The organism is Streptomyces sp. NPDC002784, assembly GCF_053592135.1.
In genome coordinates, this window is sequence record NZ_JBSFVD010000001.1 from 384686 (window position 1) to 400952 (window position 16267).

The 16267-nt window shown below is 69.6% G+C and carries 18 protein-coding genes; 5 read left to right on the forward strand and 13 right to left on the reverse strand.

Annotated elements, in window-relative coordinates:
* The 4 genes from ACWD1Z_RS01730 to ACWD1Z_RS01745 all read right to left on the reverse strand — a co-directional run bounded on the left by ACWD1Z_RS01730 (window position 1) and on the right by ACWD1Z_RS01745 (window position 4969).
* Window positions 1-1302 carry an AI-2E family transporter gene (locus tag ACWD1Z_RS01730; protein WP_451114655.1) on the reverse strand — a complete coding sequence of 434 codons (1302 nt, stop codon included), beginning with the start codon at window positions 1300-1302 and terminating at the stop codon, window positions 1-3.
* Window positions 1303-1426: 124 nt separating this feature from the next.
* A complete protein-coding gene (locus tag ACWD1Z_RS01735) occupies window positions 1427-2128 on the reverse strand; it encodes an aggregation-promoting factor C-terminal-like domain-containing protein (RefSeq protein WP_451114657.1) in 702 nt (233 codons plus the stop codon).
* Window positions 2129-2557: 429 nt separating this feature from the next.
* Window positions 2558-3883 carry a PhoH family protein gene (locus ACWD1Z_RS01740; RefSeq protein WP_451114659.1) on the reverse strand — a complete coding sequence of 442 codons (1326 nt, stop codon included), beginning with the start codon at window positions 3881-3883 and terminating at the stop codon, window positions 2558-2560.
* A gap of 312 nt (window positions 3884-4195) precedes the next feature.
* On the reverse strand, window positions 4196-4969 hold the full coding sequence (locus tag ACWD1Z_RS01745) for an isoprenyl transferase (RefSeq protein ID WP_451114660.1): 774 nt from the start codon (window positions 4967-4969) through the stop codon (window positions 4196-4198).
* 775 nt (window positions 4970-5744) lie between these two features.
* On the opposite strand from ACWD1Z_RS01745, the gene ACWD1Z_RS01750 reads away from it, so the two are divergent.
* Complete coding sequence (locus ACWD1Z_RS01750; protein WP_451114662.1) at window positions 5745-5969, forward strand: hypothetical protein; 225 nt, start codon at window positions 5745-5747, stop codon at window positions 5967-5969.
* Window positions 5966-6925, forward strand: a complete 960-nt coding sequence (locus ACWD1Z_RS01755) for a DNA glycosylase AlkZ-like family protein (RefSeq protein WP_451114664.1) — start codon at window positions 5966-5968, stop codon at window positions 6923-6925. The genes ACWD1Z_RS01750 and ACWD1Z_RS01755 overlap by 4 nt, the downstream gene beginning before the upstream one ends.
* 1 nt (window position 6926) lies before the next feature.
* Here the strand turns inward: ACWD1Z_RS01755 and ACWD1Z_RS01760 are convergent, their stop codons facing one another.
* On the reverse strand, window positions 6927-7742 hold the full coding sequence (locus tag ACWD1Z_RS01760; protein WP_451114665.1) for a methyltransferase domain-containing protein: 816 nt from the start codon (window positions 7740-7742) through the stop codon (window positions 6927-6929).
* A 51-nt stretch (window positions 7743-7793) separates the two neighbouring features.
* Between ACWD1Z_RS01760 and ACWD1Z_RS01765 the strand changes: the two genes are divergently transcribed.
* On the forward strand, window positions 7794-8321 hold the full coding sequence (locus ACWD1Z_RS01765) for a DinB family protein (RefSeq protein ID WP_451114667.1): 528 nt from the start codon (window positions 7794-7796) through the stop codon (window positions 8319-8321).
* Between the two features lie 4 nt (window positions 8322-8325).
* Here ACWD1Z_RS01765 and ACWD1Z_RS01770 read toward each other — a convergent pair whose 3' ends face one another.
* From ACWD1Z_RS01770 to ACWD1Z_RS01800, 7 genes are all read right to left on the reverse strand, one after another.
* Window positions 8326-9198, reverse strand: coding sequence for an LLM class flavin-dependent oxidoreductase (locus tag ACWD1Z_RS01770; RefSeq protein ID WP_451114669.1), 873 nt, complete (start codon window positions 9196-9198; stop codon window positions 8326-8328).
* On the reverse strand, window positions 9195-9887 hold the full coding sequence (locus ACWD1Z_RS01775; RefSeq protein ID WP_451114671.1) for a hypothetical protein: 693 nt from the start codon (window positions 9885-9887) through the stop codon (window positions 9195-9197). The genes ACWD1Z_RS01770 and ACWD1Z_RS01775 overlap by 4 nt, the downstream gene beginning before the upstream one ends.
* Window positions 9884-10522, reverse strand: a complete 639-nt coding sequence (locus ACWD1Z_RS01780; protein ID WP_451114672.1) for a hypothetical protein — start codon at window positions 10520-10522, stop codon at window positions 9884-9886. Before ACWD1Z_RS01780 ends, ACWD1Z_RS01775 begins: the two co-directional genes overlap by 4 nt.
* Before the next feature lie 91 nt (window positions 10523-10613).
* Window positions 10614-11849: a hypothetical protein gene (locus ACWD1Z_RS01785; protein WP_451114674.1), complete on the reverse strand. Its 1236-nt coding sequence runs from the start codon at window positions 11847-11849 to the stop codon at window positions 10614-10616.
* Window positions 11846-12157 carry a hypothetical protein gene (locus ACWD1Z_RS01790; RefSeq protein ID WP_451114676.1) on the reverse strand — a complete coding sequence of 104 codons (312 nt, stop codon included), beginning with the start codon at window positions 12155-12157 and terminating at the stop codon, window positions 11846-11848. Before ACWD1Z_RS01790 ends, ACWD1Z_RS01785 begins: the two co-directional genes overlap by 4 nt.
* Window positions 12158-12289: 132 nt before the next feature.
* Entirely contained in the window at window positions 12290-13312 is a 1023-nt protein-coding gene (locus ACWD1Z_RS01795; RefSeq protein WP_451114677.1) for a hypothetical protein, read from the reverse strand.
* On the reverse strand, window positions 13300-13959 hold the full coding sequence (locus tag ACWD1Z_RS01800) for a hypothetical protein (RefSeq protein WP_451114678.1): 660 nt from the start codon (window positions 13957-13959) through the stop codon (window positions 13300-13302). Before ACWD1Z_RS01800 ends, ACWD1Z_RS01795 begins: the two co-directional genes overlap by 13 nt.
* Window positions 13960-14271: 312 nt before the next feature.
* On the opposite strand from ACWD1Z_RS01800, the gene ACWD1Z_RS01805 reads away from it, so the two are divergent.
* Together ACWD1Z_RS01805 and ACWD1Z_RS01810 are read left to right on the forward strand one after the other, a co-directional pair.
* Window positions 14272-15393, forward strand: coding sequence for an amidinotransferase (locus ACWD1Z_RS01805; RefSeq protein WP_451114680.1), 1122 nt, complete (start codon window positions 14272-14274; stop codon window positions 15391-15393).
* A gap of 41 nt (window positions 15394-15434) precedes the next feature.
* Window positions 15435-15833 carry a DUF192 domain-containing protein gene (locus ACWD1Z_RS01810; RefSeq protein ID WP_451115428.1) on the forward strand — a complete coding sequence of 133 codons (399 nt, stop codon included), beginning with the start codon at window positions 15435-15437 and terminating at the stop codon, window positions 15831-15833.
* A gap of 56 nt (window positions 15834-15889) precedes the next feature.
* Here the strand turns inward: ACWD1Z_RS01810 and ACWD1Z_RS01815 are convergent, their stop codons facing one another.
* A complete protein-coding gene (locus tag ACWD1Z_RS01815; protein WP_451114681.1) occupies window positions 15890-16264 on the reverse strand; it encodes a hypothetical protein in 375 nt (124 codons plus the stop codon).
* Window positions 16265-16267 lie beyond the last annotated feature (3 nt).

The window sequence follows — 16267 nt, forward strand, 5'->3', positions numbered from 1 at the left end:
TCACTCCGGGCCCCGTTCACTGTCGTGGACGGGGCCTTCGGCGTCCGCGACCACCCGCGGGCTCTCCTGCGAGTACGCCCGCAGATAGCCCACCACCGTGTTGGTCACCGCCACCAGCGGCACCGCCACCACCGCGCCGCCGATGCCGGCGACCAGACCGCCCGCCGCGACCGACAGGACCACCGCGAGGGGGTGGACCCGGACCGCGCGGCCGAGGATGAACGGCTGCAGGATGTGCCCCTCGATCTGCTGCACCGCGAGCACGACCGCCAGCACCATCACCGCCGTGAACACGCCCTGCGTCACCAGCGCCACCACGACCGCCAGCGCGCCGGAGGCCACCGCGCCGACGAGCGGGATGAAGGAGAACAGGAAGATGAAGACGGCCAGCGGGACGGCCATCGGCACATCCAGGAAGTAGATCCCGATGCCGATGAAGACGGCATCGATCAGGGCCACTATCACCGTGCCGCGCACATACGCGGTGAGCGTCCGCCACGCGGCCGGGCCCGCGCCCGCCACGCCCGGCCGGGCCGCCGCGGGCACCAGCCGCAGCGACCACTCCCAGATCCGCTTGCCGTCGTAGAGCAGGAACAGCGTCGAGAAGGCCGCCAGCAGTATGCCGCCCAGCGCCTCGACGATGACCGTGACGCCCTCCAGGCCCGCCGAGGTGATCTCGTCGGTGTTGGCGCCGACCGCGTCGCGCAGGTTCTCGGCGATGTCGTTGATCTGCTTGTCGGTGACGTGGAAGGGGCTGTTCAGCAGCCAGTCGCGCAGCTCGTCGATGCCGTCCTGGATCTGGTCGGAGAGGTTGTCGAGGTTCTCCATGACCTGCCAGGTGACGAACCAGCCGATCAGGCCCATCACCACGAAGCCCAGGATCGCCGTGAGCGCGGTCGCGAGGCCCTGCGGGACACCGATCCGGCGCAGCCGGGCCACCGTGGGCTGGAGCAGCGCCGTCATCAGCAGCGCGGCCACGAACGCCAGCACGACCAGCTGTACGGCGCTGATGACCCGCATCAGCACCCATACGGTGCCGGCCAGCACCAGCAGCCGCCAGCCGGCCTCGGCGGCGACCCGCACGCCCCACGGCACGGCCAGCGCGGGATCCGGACGCGCCGGAGCCACGAGCACACGCTCAAGGGACGGCTGCGCCTTGTCGGCGGGGGGAGGAGTGGGCGCGGAGGCGGCCGGCGGGTCGGCGCTCTCGCGCTGCACCTCAGCGCGGCGCTCGTCCAACCGGTCTCCCATCCGGGTCAGTCCGGCGCCGAGCCGGCCGAGCCACCCTGGCACTCGAGACATGTTCCGTCCTCTTCCCCCGTCTTTCCCCACCACTCCCCCCGGAGTCGTCCGGTCCGACCGTACATGGCGACAGCCCCTCACCGTAGGACGGTGAGGGGCTGTGCGAGGTTGAGCGGGGAAATGCCTAGTACCAGTGGTTGGCCTGCCAGAACGACCAGGCGTCGCACGGGCTGCCGTACCGCTCGTTCATGTAGTTGAGGCCCCACTTGATCTGGGTGGCCGGGTTGGTCTGCCAGTCGGCGCCGGCGGAGGCGTACTTGCCCGCCGGCAGGGCCTGGAAGAGACCGTAGGCGCCGGAGGAGGGGTTCACGGCCTTGTAGTTCCAGTCGGACTCGTGGTCCACGATGTTGCTGAAGCACTGGTACTGGCCGGACGGCACCATCGACTGCGCCATCGCCTGGATCTGCGCGATGGTGTACGAGTTCTGCACAGGGAAGCTGGAGGAGGACCGGGAGGCCTTCGCCTCGGCCTCTTCGCGCTCCTTGGCTTCCTCGGCCGCCTTCGCTGCCTTCGCCGCCTTCTCCGCGGCTTCCTTCTTCTCGATCGCGGTCTGGGCGGCGGCCCTGCGGGCCGCTTCCTCCGCGTCCTTCTTGGCGCTCGCGTCGGCGGCGATCGCCTGGACGGTCGCCTGCTGCGTCAGGGAAGCGGTCTGTACCTGGGCCTGCTGGCCCGTGGGTATGTCCGCGAGGAGCGTGGCGTCGGCTGCCGTCGCTTCGGCGTCGTTGTTCTGCGCGGTGCTGCCCGAGGCAACGCCGACAACGCTTCCGACGGCGGTGACCGCGGTGGCCGAGACCACTGCGAATCCCCGGACCGAGATCCGGCTCACACGGTTTCCTTCCAGCATCGCCCGCTTCGGTGACCCTGGCGGACGCAATCGTGCCCCTGGCGCTGGCCTCCCAACTGCGGGGTCACGGGAGGCACGGGCCCGGTGGGCAACTCCCCTGCGGGGAGCGCCGCGTGGTGCGCGGGCGGCATACGGCGACGCTATGGAGTTGGCGGTGTTCCTCACGGGGTGCCGTACCTCTGAGGGTACAGATGTGCCGTATGCGGGGCCTGACAGGAATGAGACTCTGCCGTACCCGGACGCCGTGAGGCAATTCTGTGTTGCGTGTGAAAGCTCACATCCCGTTTGGTCCAGGGAGTTCCACGAAACGGCAACACGCCAAGGCGCCGCCCGACTAGGCTCTGGGCCTTTGTCGGACGGCGCCAACTGGCGAGTAGCTACCTCAAGTTGAGCACTCGGGGCAGTCTCGGGTCAGATATGCCCATCCTCCAGCATTTCGGTCACAAGGGCGGCGATCTGGGACCTCTCGGACCGGTTCAGCGTGACATGGGCGAAAAGCGGATGCCCCTTCAGTTTCTCCACCACGGCGACGACTCCGTCGTAGCGCCCGACCCGGAGATTGTCCCGCTGGGCCACGTCATGGGTCAGCACCACCCTCGAATTGGCGCCGATTCTGGACAGAACGGTCAGCAGGACATTCCGCTCCAGTGACTGCGCCTCGTCCACGATCACGAACGCGTCGTGCAGCGAGCGGCCGCGGATGTGGGTGAGCGGGAGGACCTCCAGCATCCCGCGCGCGGTGACCTCCTCGATGACCTCCCGGCTGGTGACCGCGGACAGCGTGTCGAACACCGCCTGCGCCCAGGGGCTCATCTTCTCGGCCTCGCTGCCCGGCAGATAGCCGAGCTCCTGCCCGCCCACGGCGTACAGCGGCCGGAAGACCATCACCTTCTGGTGCTGACGGCGCTCCAGCACGGCCTCCAGGCCCGCGCACAGCGCCAGCGCCGACTTGCCGGTGCCGGCCCGGCCGCCCATCGACACGATCCCGACGTCCGGGTCGAGCAGCAGATCGAGTGCGATGCGCTGCTCGGCGCTGCGGCCCTTGATGCCGAACGCCTCCCGGTCGCCGCGCACCAGCCGGACGTTGCCGTCGGCCGTCACCCGGCCCAGCGCCTTGCCGCGCTCGGACTGGATGGTGAGCCCGGTGTGCACCGGCAGGTCCGCCGCCTCGGGCACATAGGCGTGCCCCGCCTCGAAGAGGACGTCCACCTGCTCGCCGGAGAGCGTCAGTTCGGACATTCCGGTCCAGCCGGAGGAGTCCGTGATGGCGAGTTCGGCGCGGTACTCCTCGGCGAGGAGCCCGACGGACGAGGCCTTGATCCTGAGCGGCAGGTCCTTCGACACGACGGTGACGTCGAACCCCTCGGCCTGCAGATTGCGGGCGACCGCGAGGATGCGGGAGTCGTTGTCCCCCAGGCGGTAGCCGGACGGCAGAACGCTGGGGTCCGAGTGGTTGAGCTCGACACGCACCGTCCCGCCCAGTTCCCCGATCGGGATCGGGGCGTCGAGACGGCCGAACCGGACCCGGAACTCGTCGAGCAGACGCAGCGCCTGCCGGGCGAAGTAGCCGAGTTCGGGATGGTGCCGCTTGGCCTCCAGCTCCGTGACCACGACGATGGGCAGCACGACCTCGTGCTCGTCGAAGCGGTTCAGGGCGTGCGGGTCGGCCAGCAGGACGCTGGTGTCGATTACGTAGGTGCGCCGGTCTGGCTTGGGGCGCTTTGCGCTGGTCACCACGGAAGGACGTACCCCCTCGGAAGAGGTCGGGGAGCGACGGAGAGGAGCTGGACCGGTCGACGGCGCCGCTGCACGGGCCGAGAACCGGCCCTTACCTGCTTCGTCCGTACGGTGACCGCACGATCGGGCTGGTGCAAAGGGCCTCCCGGGCGGACGGCCCCGTGCCGTCCGCTGAGATCCGACACCCGTGGTTCGGGTGTCGACCTGCTTGGCTTATGCCCTCGAACAAGCGCCGCCATGCCACGGCGGGGAACGGCGCGCTGGTGAACTCCTTGTTACTTCCGCCCCAAGGGGGTGGCGGTGACCTGTGGCTCAGCCGCCGTAACGGCGGTGGCGGGCGGCGTAGTCACGCATCGCGCGCAGGAAGTCGACCTTGCGGAAGGCCGGCCAGAACACATCACAGAAGTAGTACTCGGAGTGGGCCGTCTGCCACAGCATGAACCCGGACAAGCGCTGCTCACCGCTGGTGCGGATGACCAGATCCGGGTCGGGCTGGTCGCCGGTGTAGAGGTGGCGGCCGATCATCTCGATGTCGACGGAGTCGGCGAGCTTCTCCAGCGAGGTGCCCCGGTCCGCCGCGTCGAGCAGCATCGAGCGCACCGCGTCGGCGATCTCCTGGCGTCCGCCGTAGCCGATGGCGACATTGACGAGTATTCCGTCGATGTGCGCGGTGGCCTCCTCGGCGTCCTTGAGGCTGTGCTGCATCCGCGGCGGCAGCAGTTCGCGGGTGCCGACGTGGTGGACGCGCCAGCGGCCGTCGGCGGCGAGGGTGCGTACGACGTCCTCGATGATCCCGAGCAGCGGGACCAGTTCGTCCTTCGGGCGGTCGAAGTTGTCCGTCGACAGCAGCCAGAGGGTGACGACCTCGACGTCGGTCTCGGAGCACCAGCCGAGGAACTCCTCGATCTTCTCGGCGCCGGCCCGGTGACCGTGCACGGTGCTGGAACCCGCGGCCTTCGCCCACCGGCGGTTGCCGTCCATGATCACGCCGATGTGCTTGGGCACCTGAGCGTGGTCCAGGTGACCTTCCACCCGGCGCGCGTACAGCCTGACCAGCAGGCCACGCAGCTTGTCGCGCAGGTTCACGTGATTGATAGCCCCTCCGTACGGATCGGGCGGCCGCGGCCCCGGCCGGCTCCCGAGGGCGGTCCCAGCCCGGTGGCGGTCCCCGCCGCCGAAGCCTACCTGCGCCCCGCGGAGGGCACGGCGGGCGGGTGTCAGGGTGTGCGGGGCCGGTGGAACCAGGCGTCCGCGGCAAAAGAAAACGGGCCGGTCCGTGGGGGGGGGAGACGGACCGGCCCGAGGGGGGGTTTCCACCATAACCCTTCGTAAGTGATGCTGCGTGCATCGGCGTGCCACAACTACTCTCCGAAATCGGACGGCAACGCGGCGGTGGGCGTGAGAGGGGGGTTTCAGGGATGGTTCATGGCCGGAACACAGCGGATATCCAGGGCTTTCGGCGGGATACGCGTGGGGCGCCCGGGTGTGCCGGTCCTTGTCCCGCACGCGGCGTGTTTCCGGGTTGTCCCCCACCCGGGTGACCCGGGCAGCGAACGTCGGCTTGACGCCGGCCCGCGGCCGTACGGCGCTCCGTCCGCCGCAGGTGGGCACGGCACCGCGCAGCCCCCTCCACTGCGCGGTGCCGCCCGCGCAGCTTTGCTCACGCGAATTCCCTCGGTCCGAATTTACGCGAGATGCGAATGAGACGCGAGTTGCAAGCGATAACAATGTGGAAAAGGTGTGAATCCTTGGATATCGAGGGCGGAACTGCACCGCATGCCTGATTGGCCCGATTTGCTACCGCCTCACCCGGCCCCCCAAGAGGACGGAACCTGACCTACTTCACCCCTACCGACGTCCCATGACGGTGACGATCTCCTGGCAAGCGGCGAGCGCGCGGCGGCTCGAACGACAGTTCCTGGCCAATCCGGCATCGGAGGGCGCTTCGACCCCCGGCATCGTGTCCGCGATGCTCGGCGCGCACGCCCAGGTGCTCTCCGCGGCCGAGCTGTCGATCGGCGTCCGGTGCACCGGACTGACGCGGGCGGACGTACGCACCGCGCTCTGGGACGACGCTCCCTCGTGAAGACCCACGGCCCGCGCGGCACGGTCCATCTGCTCCCCGCCCAGGAGCTCCCCCTGTGGACCGCCGCCCTGACCGCGATCCCGTCCGGGCCGAACCCGTTCGCCGCCGACGCCCGCCTCACCGAGGAACAGACGCGGGAGATCCTGACGGCGATCGAGGACGCGCTGGACGGGGCGTGCCTGACGATCGACGAGCTGAGTGAGCAGGTCGTGGCCCGCACCGGCCCCTGGGCGGGCGACCTGGTCATGCCCGCCTTCCAGGGCATGTGGCCGCGCTGGCGGCAGGTCATGCTCCCCCATAGCCCAAAGGCATGGGGGGACCCCCACGGCGGGCCAGGCGGGCGCGCTCTGCTTCGGCCCCAACCGCGGCCGCAAGGTGACGTACACCCGCCCACCGCGCTTCGACCCCCTGCCCGCGCAGGACGCCCTGCGCACCCTCGTACTGCGCTATCTGCGCGCCTACGGCCGGCCACCCCGGCACACTTCGCCAAGTGGCTCGCCGCGCCGGCCGGTTGGGCCGGCGGGCTGTTCCAGCAGCTGGTGACGGAATCGGCGATCGAGGAGGTCGTCCTCCAGGGAGCACCGGCGTGGGTGGCGGCGGGCGACACGTCCTTCCCGTCACCGGAGTGGCGGGGCGTACGGCTGCTGCCGTACTTCGACGCGTACGTCATCGCCGCGCGGCCCCGGGAGTCGCTGTTCCCCGGGGAGGCGTACCGCAGGGCGCTGGCGGGCGGGCAGGCGGGGAACCATCCGGTGCTGCTGGTGGACGGGGTGGTGGCCGGGGTGTGGCACCAGCGGCGGCAGGGCCGGCGTACGACGGTGACCGTGGAGACGCTGGGCGGCCTGACGGCGCGGCAGCGGCGGGAGCTGGACGAGCAGGTGGGGCGGGTGGGCGAAGTGCTGGAGGCGGCGCCCGAGTTGGTGCTGGGGGAGGTGACGGTGGGCCCGCACGCCTGACTCAGCCGGGCTTGCGGATGTCGAAGAGGTGGCGGGTGCTGTGCGCGACGAAGGGTCCCTCGTCCTGGATGCGCTCGTGCAGGGACCGCAGGTGCGTCTCGTACGCCACGACGGTGAAGCCGGGGACCATCCAGATCACCTTGCGCAGGAAGTGGACGACGGCGGCGATGTCGTGGAACTCCATGCGGAGTTCCTCGGCCCGCAGACCGACGACCTGGAGACCGGCCGCTTCCGCGTCGGCGCGCTCCTTCCGCGGGTCCCGCCCGCCTCGGACCTCGTCGGGCTGCGGCCCGAGGAAGTACTCGACGAGCTCGAAGGCGCTGTGCGGTCCGACGTGCTGGGCGAAGTAGGTGCCGCCGGGCGCCAGCACGCGGGCGATCTCCGGCCAGGGGGCCCGCACGGGGTGCCGGCTGGAGACCAGGTCGAAGGCGCCGTCGGCGAACGGGAGCGGGTCGGGCTCGGGCGAGGCGACGACCGCGACGCCGCGCGGGGCGAGGAGGGCGGTGGCCTTGGCGACGTTCGGGGGCCAGCCCTCGGTGGCCACGGTCAGGACGGGGGCCTTGGGCGCGCGCCCGAGGGCGAAGTCGAGCACTTCCCCTCCCCCGGTCTGCAGGTCGAGGGCGGCGTCGGCGCGGGCCAGCCGCTCGGCGAGGGAGACGGCGTACCCCCAGCTCGGCCGCGCCTCGGTGGCCCGCCCCTCGAACCAGGAGAAGTCCCAGCCGTCGGTGGGGACGGCGGCGCCCTCGGCGACGAGATCCTCGAAGGTACGGCTGCGGCCGTGGCTCCGGCTGCGGCTGCGGCTTCTCTGCTGGTCCATGCCGCGATGATCGCAGCCCGCTGTCAGTGGCCGCTGCTAATTTTCGGCGGTATGACGACCCCTGACGCGACCAGCACGCCGTACACCGCCGGCGACAAGGAAACGCTCCACGCGAGCCTCGACCGGATGCGGGACGCGGTGCTGTGGAAACTGGAGGGGCTGGACGACGCGGACCTCCGCCGCCCGCTGACCCCGTCGGGCACGAGCCTGCTGGGCCTGGTGAAGCATCTGGGCTCCGTGGAGTACGGCTGGTTCGTGTCCGCCTTCGGCGGCGAGGTCGAGCCGCTGTGGTTCGACCCGTACACCGACGAGGACATGCGCGCGGACCAGGGCGAGACCACCCGGCAGATCATCGACTTCTACGGCCGCGCCCGCGCCGCGGCCGACCGCACGATCCACGAACGCACCCTGGACGACCTGGGCCGCCCGGACTGGCGCGGCGAGGCCGTGTCCCTGCGGTGGGTCCTGGTCCACATGATCGAGGAAACAGCCCGGCACGCGGGCCACATGGACATCGTGCGGGAGCTGATCGACGGGGCGACGGGGGATCGGCCGACGGGGGATCGGCCGACGGGGTGAGGGCCTAGGAAACCAGCGGTCGTACCTGCTCGGCGGTGAAGCGTACGAAGCCCTCGGGGTCGGGCTCGTCGGCCGTCGGCTGGAGTACGACGGTGTCGGCGCCGGCCTCCGCGAGGCGCTGGACGGCCTCGGCGACGGCAGCGGCGTCCCCGGCGACACCGAGATCGGGGACGTCGGCGAGGCCCTCGTCGGTGAGCTCCTTGCGCAGCCGGTCGGCGGCGCCGGCACCGGTGGCGGCCAGGAGGTAGACGACCACCGGATGCGGATCGGTGCGCCCGGCGGACTTCCGCCCCTCGTCGATGAGTTGCCGGGCCCGGCGTACGCCGTCCGGCGGATTGGACGCGGTGAGCAGCGTTCCGTCGGCGGCCTCACCGGAGAGGCGGAGGGAGCGGGGCCCGGTGACACCGGCGAGCACGGGGACGGGCCGGGCGGGCGGCCAGTCGAGTGCGACGTCATCGAGGCGGACGTACCGCCCCTCGGTGGTGAGCCGCTCCCCGCGCAGCAGCGCCCGCAGCGCGAGGAGGTGCTCGCGCAGGAGGGTGACCGGGGACTCGACCCGGGCCCCCACCTGCCCCATCCAGTCCTGCACCCCGTGCCCCACGGCCAGCACGGCACGCCCCGGGAACATCCGCTCCAGCGTGGCGGCCTCCATCGCGGTGACCGCGACATTCCGCAACGGCACGGGCAGCAGCCCGATCCCGACCCGCACCCGCTCGGTCCACGCGAGCGCGGCGGCCGCCGCGGAAACCCCGCCCTCCCGGAAACAGTCCTCCCAGAGCCACAGCTCCTCCAGACCGGTTTCGTCGGCCAGGCGGGCGATGGAGCGGAGGTTCTCGGGGGGCAGCTGGGGGCGGAAGATCGCACCGAGTTGAGTCATGGGGGTGTTCCTACCCCGTCCAGGGGCACTGCTTCCAGGGGATTACGGAAACAGACCGTCTCCACGATCCGCCGCAGGATCACCCGGTACTCGGAGCGGCGGGCCAGAGCGGTGGTACAGAGCGCGAGCACGGCCAGCCGCTTGCAGTCGGGGTGGGGCAGGTGGGCCCGGAGCTGCAGCAACGGCCGCTGCGGCAGTGCGGTGCCGGCAGGCGGCGTGAAGGTCGCTTCGCTGAACGCCGCGGGGCCACAGGGCAGTTCCCGGTACTCGACGTGATCGAAGCCCGAGGCCGAGGCGACTGCCCGGGCCGCCGTCGCGGCACGGGAGGCGACAGCCGTGGCACGCCAGGACACGGTGAACCAGGAGACCAGCGGCAACCCGTCGCTCACGGCCCCGACATCGTCCCGGTGCAGACCGAGCGCGCAGTGCACGGTCCCTGCCTCGCGCAGGGCGGCGAGCAGTTGCTGGCCCGCTGCGACGTGCGAGACGAACCGGAGGCGGACCGTGTCGTCCGGGGCCGAGTCGAGGAAGGGCGCGGCCGCGGCACGCAGGGCGTGCGCCGCTCGGGAGTCGGGCTCGGGGAGCAGGGCGTCCAAGGGCAGCGGCATGAATCCGGGCGGCTCGGCGAACCACAGTTCCGCGTGCGGATCTACGGCGGAGTCGTCGACCACGATCGTGGGAGCGCTCATGGCTCCTGCCCGGCGGCGGTGGCGGTGGCCGGGGCCGGTACGAGGTACCGGGCTCCTGCCCGGCGTGCGCGTTCGAGGTCTTCCGGGGTGGCGTCGTCCCACCGCCTGCGTACGGCGCGCTGCTCGAAGGCGGACGGCCGGTACAGGAAGTGCAACCGGCGTGGAGCAGCGCCGCGCCGGCCGCTGACCGCCACGACGCCCAGGAACCGCGGATCCCCGGCGAACCACAGCGGCTCCAGCCGCGACTTGAGGGCGGGCTCGGTCCGGGGACCGCCGATGTGGCGCAGCCACCAGTACGAACGGTGATGCTTCACGAAGGTGAGCGGAATGCGCCTGCCCTCCGGGTGAGCGGGGTCCGGGAACTCGATCCAGATCCCACCGTCCTCGGCGTCCGGGTGCTCGTCGAGACCGCGGGGGGTGTGGGTGAGGAGTTGCCAGGGGTAGTGCTGGAGGACTCGGAGGATGTGGAGGGCGGTGGGGACGCAGCGGAGTTGGATCACGGCTCGGTACATCGCGTAGCAGAGGGGCAGGGCGAAGAGAAAGGCGAACCCAGGGGACAGGAATACGGCGAGCACATAAAGCAGACCGATCCAGACCGCAGGCCAGCCGACGAGACCGACGACATGCATAGCCATGTGTCCCCACCAGGACCGGCGAGTCGGTGGGTGATCCCACGCTGTGCGGTAATCAGGGGGGTTCATGGGATTACTCTCTCCTTCCGGTTTGTCAGAAGACGTGACGAGCAAGGCGGTAGATGCCGCCGGAATCAAGCACCAGGCGCGCCCCGTCGATCCCGGCAACGGCACCGTCCTTGACCCCGACGTCCTCGGCGTCCACCAGCTTGTTGTGGAGGCCGAATCCGCCGGTCCCCACGCCGGCCAGGCCCGATGCGCCCTGCACGACCTTGGCAGCCCTCTGTGGATCACTGAGACCGCGCACCGCACGGAGTACCAGCGGGTTGTCCAGCTCGGCCACGGCCTTCACCTCATCCATCGTCTTGGTGCCATAGAGGACCACCTTCTCCCGCAGGCTGACGGCTTCGGTGCTGCGGAGGGCCGCCCTGAAGCCCGTGTAGGCGCCCTTTCCGACAGCTCCTACGCCGGGCAACGCCCCCGCTGCATCGGCTCCCGTCGACACCAAATTGCTCCAGAAGTCGGCATCGAGCTCACCCTTGGTGAAACCGTCCTGCAACGACGCCCACGTCTCTTCGTCCGAAAGGCGAAGGGACAACGCCGTAAGACTGACCGCCGAGGATCCGAGCATCAGCAGGCCCGCGGTCGCGAGGCTCCACCCCAGCGGCCCGGAGAGGAGAAGCACCGCCACGGCGATCGTGCCCGCCAGAAAGCTCAGTACGTCCGGCAGGTTCTCGCCCAGCCAGTCGAGCGCCTCGTCGAGCCAGCCCGGCTCATGGGGCGCCAGCTCCTTCGTCGCACCCCGGATCTTCTCCGCCCGGTGCTTGGCCCTGGCCTCGTGCTCCTCCGCGAGCCGCCGCGCCCGGCCGAGCACCTTGTCGAGCTCGGACCGGGCAGCGCCGGTATCCGCATCCGCCCGCTCTTCCGCCCGCTTCACCGCGGCCCGCGCATCCTGGGCGTCGTCCTCCAGCCGCTTGGCCCGCCGCTGGAAGTCGTCCAGTTCGGTCTCCCAGCGGGTGAGCTGAGCGACTGCCTTGCGGAGCGAACGCGCGGCGTTCCTCAGATTCCGCGGCAGCGGCCCGCCGTCGAGCTGCTCGCGGAAGGCGACGGCGGCGTCGCCCTTCCAGTAGCTGCCGTCCAGGAGTTTGGTGACGAGGCCGTGGGCGTCCTCCAGGACCGTCGCGCATGCGGCGAGTTTGCGGTGCAGGTCGCGGACGGTCTCGGTGCTGCCCGGTACGGGGTCGAAGCCCAGGTGGGGGTAGTGGGCGTGGGGAATCGACGGGTCGAGGGCGGCGGCGCCGGTGCGTTCGGCGCCGGAGGCGAGCGTCACTTGCGGACACCGCCCGACCCGGCCTTCTTCAGGGCGTCCTCAAGGGCCTTGTCGACCTCCAGATAGCTGTCCCGGCTCTTGCCGATGATCTCGGCGAGGTCCTCCGTCTGCTTGCCGATCTCCTCGGCGCCGTACTTCCAGTCCTCCTGGAAGTCCTCGCAGGCGCGGTCGAGATCGTCGGTGCCGAGACCTGAGACCGTCGAATCGAGCAGGGCCTTGCGGACTCCGGCGAGTGAAGTGGTCGACTTCCGGAGCGCGTTCATGAAGCGCGTGAGCTCGTCGCCGTCGACGGTCAACCGCTCAGCCATGCCCTGTCCTCTCTGCCCGCGGATCACCCACCGCAGAGAGGAACGACACGGACGCACATTCGTGGCGTACGGGGAAGTGCTCCCCCCTTTAGGAGGAGCACTTCCCGGACAGGGAGCAGGAGTTGGAGATGGTCAGCGGTTGATGGCCTGGATCTCTTGTACGACGACGTTCTGGGTGGCGCCGAAGGTGCCGTCGGGGAGGTCGCCGCCTGCTCCGCCGGTGCCGGTCCAGTCGATCTCCCATGTGATCGTGGCCTGGAGGGGGAACGTGCCGTCGCCGGACGAGCGGAGGTATTTCACTCCGCAGGGCGGGGTGCGGTCGGCCTTGCCCTTGGCGTACGGCTCACCGATGCGGCCGTTGTTGATCTCGCAGACGCCGGACGCGGGGTAGGTGACGGCGTCGGCCGTACCGGGCTCGATCCGCAGCGAGACGGGTACCGCCGTCGCGGTCGCCTGGAGCTGCAGCACCGGTACGGACGCGGTGACCGAGACCGGCTTGAACTCGGCGGCGTCCAGCCAGCTCCAGGTCGGGAGGTTGACCTTGGTGGCGTCGGCGGGGGCGAGGGTGACCTCGGTGCCGGGGACGCGGATCTCGGCGTAGGCGAGTTCGGCGAGGATCTCCGGGGTTACGGCGTTCTCGATGCCGGGGGGCGGGGGGTCGCCGGCGTCCACCCAGAAGTAGTCCGCCTCGCAGGAGTCCCAGCCAGGGGGGTAGCTCTCGTCGACGTACGAGCCCCACCAGTAGCCCTTGCCGGTCTTGTCCTTGTTGAAGCCCTTCTCCGGGTCCTTGGCGTTGTACTTCTCGCGCTGCTCGGCGTCCCACTGATAGCCCGTCGACTCCGCCTCCCAGATCGGCTCCAGGTACTTCTGGAGCTGCTCGGGGGTGTACTTGGGGGCGTACCAGCAGGGCGGGGGGCTCCAGTTGGTGCTGGAGGTCAGGGTGCCGGTGGAGTTGCCGCTGCCGTTCTTGGAGTGATCGAAGACGACGCCTCCGGCGGTGACGGAGACGGTGTCGCCGTTGACGTCGGCACTCTGTCCCGTGTCACCGTTGTTGTCGTAACCCCCTCGGGCGAAGGCTGTCTGAGCGGCGAAGATGGACGCGCATACGAGCGTCAGGACCGTTGCGGTCCTCGCCGAGTTCCTTACGGTTGGCACGCCTTGTCTCCCCCGTTCGAGGCGATGTTGGTGGTCTGCCAGACTCCCTGGTCGTTTTTGGTGAGGCTGGTGTTGTACAGCACGTAGGAGTCCGCGGTGGCAGGCGACTTGTCGACCTTCCCGGTCTTCCGGTCCTTGATGTAGGACTTGCTCTCGTCGGAGCAGTAGGTGACGTAGGCCTTGTCGGATCCGGACAGGGTCACCTTGTAGTCGAAGTACCGGGTGACGCCGACCCATGTGTCACCACCGTCGATGTACTGCTGCACGAAGGTGATCGACGATTCGAGCGCCTTGCCCGTGTTGTAGAAGCCGAGCGCCTTCGTGCCCGTGTCCCCCTCGAAGATCGCTTCGTCCACGGAGTTCACGGCCAGGGCGCTGTCCGCGAGCACGGCGTCCTTGGTCGCGTCGCCTGTCTTCTGGTCCTCGAAGACGTTCTTGGCGTCGGACGGGAAGGTGATCTTCGGTCGGTCACCCGAGTCGGGGGCGTCGGCCGTCGGGGACGAGGACTTCTCACCCCCCGTCTCGGCTCCCGCGATCTTGTCGTTGTCCTTGTCCTTGGAGCTGTCGTCGCTCCCGCACGCGGACAGCGTCAGGGCCGCTGCGGCGGTCAGCGTGATCGCTGCGAGGAGGGTGGGGCGGCGGTTCACGGTCGGCTCCCGGTGAGGCGAGGCTTCTCTTGAGCGAAGCAACGCTATCGATCGGGGTGAGACGACACCAGGGCGGCGCCTGTCAACCGACGGGGCAGATGCACGCAAACCTCCCGTCCCTGCCCTTGAGCGCGCCATAACGGTTGCATAACGCACCGGTCCGATCGCCCGGTACGCCAGCGAACACTTCGTTCCGCTTATGAACGAGCAAAGGAGAACGTGCGAGAACGCGCACTGTTTTGAAAACGGGCTCCGGGTGACTCGATAGATGCAAAGAGTTCGACTTCCGCCATCGAGAGTGGACTCCATGTGATGTTGCAGTCATCGCCCGCCTCGGCCGTGGCCCCCGCCGAGCCTCTCGCCTCTCCGGTCAGCTCCCACAATGAGTGGGACCCACTGGAGGAAATCATCGTCGGACGGCTCGACGGGGCGACCATCCCGTCCAGTCACCCCGTCGTGACCTGCAATATTCCGAGGTGGGCGGCGCGGTTGCAGGGCCTGGCCGCCGGCGCGCGGTACCCGCGCATGCTGATCGAGCGGGCGCAGGAGGAGATCGAGCAGTTCGTCGGGCTACTGGAGTCCCTGGGCGTCACGGTCCGGCGTCCGGAGGCGGTCGATCACCACCGGCGTTTCCACACCCCCGACTGGTCGTCCCGCGGATTCTGCAACACCTGCCCTCGCGACAGCATGCTCGTCATCGGCGACGAGATCATCGAGACCCCGATGGCATGGCCGTGCCGGTATTTCGAGACGCATTCCTACCGCCCGATCCTCAAGGACTACTTCCGACGCGGCGCCCGGTGGACGTCGGCACCGAAACCCCAGCTCACCGACGAACTGTTCGACCCCGATTTCCGGGTCCCGGCGGACGGCGAGCCCATGCGGTACATCCTCACCGAATTCGAGCCGGTATTCGACGCTGCCGATTTCGTGCGCGCGGGGCGTGATCTTTTCGTCACGCGAAGCAATGTCACCAACCGGATGGGGATCGAATGGCTGCGCCGCCATCTCGGGCCGGACTATCGCATTCATGAGATCGAGAGCCGCTGCCGTGCCCCCATGCACATCGACACGACGTTCGTGCCGCTCGGCCCCGGCAAGGTCCTGATCAACCCCGAGTACGTCGATGCCGACCGCCTGCCCGACGTCCTGCGCTCGTGGGAGGTACTGGTCGCTCCCCCGCCCGAGCCACTGGACGAGCCGCTGCTGAAGATCACTTCGATGTGCGGGAAGTGGCTCAGCATGAACGTCCTCATGCTCGACGAGAAGCGAGTGATCGCGGAACGGCACCACACGTCGATGCTGCGCGCGCTCGAATCATGGGGGTTCGAGCCGGTGCCGTGCGACCTGCTGCACTACGCCCCGTTCGGCGGCTCGTTCCACTGCGCGACGCTGGATGTACGGCGACGCGGAACGCTCCAGACGTACGTCTAGTAGCCGACTAGGTTGCCTCAGGGGCGGGAATGTACCCAGCCATGTGGCGGCAATGGGTTGACGGGCGCGGGAAGTTGATTGTCCTGGACCAGTCGTCGCCGCCCACGCGTGGTCGCGAGCTGCCTCTGCAAATCGCCGCGTCCTACCGCGCCCGTACGCGCGGGCTCCTGGGCCGGGACTCGGTCGAGGGCGCCCTCCTGCTCTCCCCCGCCAACAGCGTGCACACGATCGGCATGCGGATGCCCATCGACGTCGCGTACCTCGATCGCCGACTCCGCGTCATCGCCGTACGCACCATGAAACCGGGCCGCCTCGGCCGCCCCCGCCCCCGAGCCCGACACGTCCTGGAGACGGAGGCCGGGGCCATGGCCGGGTGGGGGCTGAAAGTGGGGGCACGGGTGGAGGTGGAGGCGGAAGCCGTGGGGGGCCTGGGCGGGTGAGAGGCCGAGGGGGCAGCGGGGCTCGGGCCCAGGACTTGAGGTGAGGGTGTCGGGGATCAGCGCCGAGGAGGGGCTGGCGGCCCCGACTGGGCCAACAACGCTTGCATGTCCCGAACGAGCATCAGGTCGTAGCGGCCGAGACTGGTCAGTTGCTCGAAGAGTCGCCGCGCGGTCTCCTCTTGGCGTTGCAAGTCCGAGTCGAAGTCCCGGACTGTGATCAACGAGTCGTACCGCTCGAACGGAATGCCATGGTCGTTCTCGTAGTCGTGGGTGAATTCCAGCTCGACCGCGGTGTGCCCGAGGTCGGCCGAGTAATCGATGAACTCGGCATCCGTCGGCTTCAGATCGAGGTCGCATGCTGCCGCGATGTCATGAACGAGCTGCGGGCGGGGAGACCCAGGATGAATGAAGACATGGTGATACTCGCTCACGCA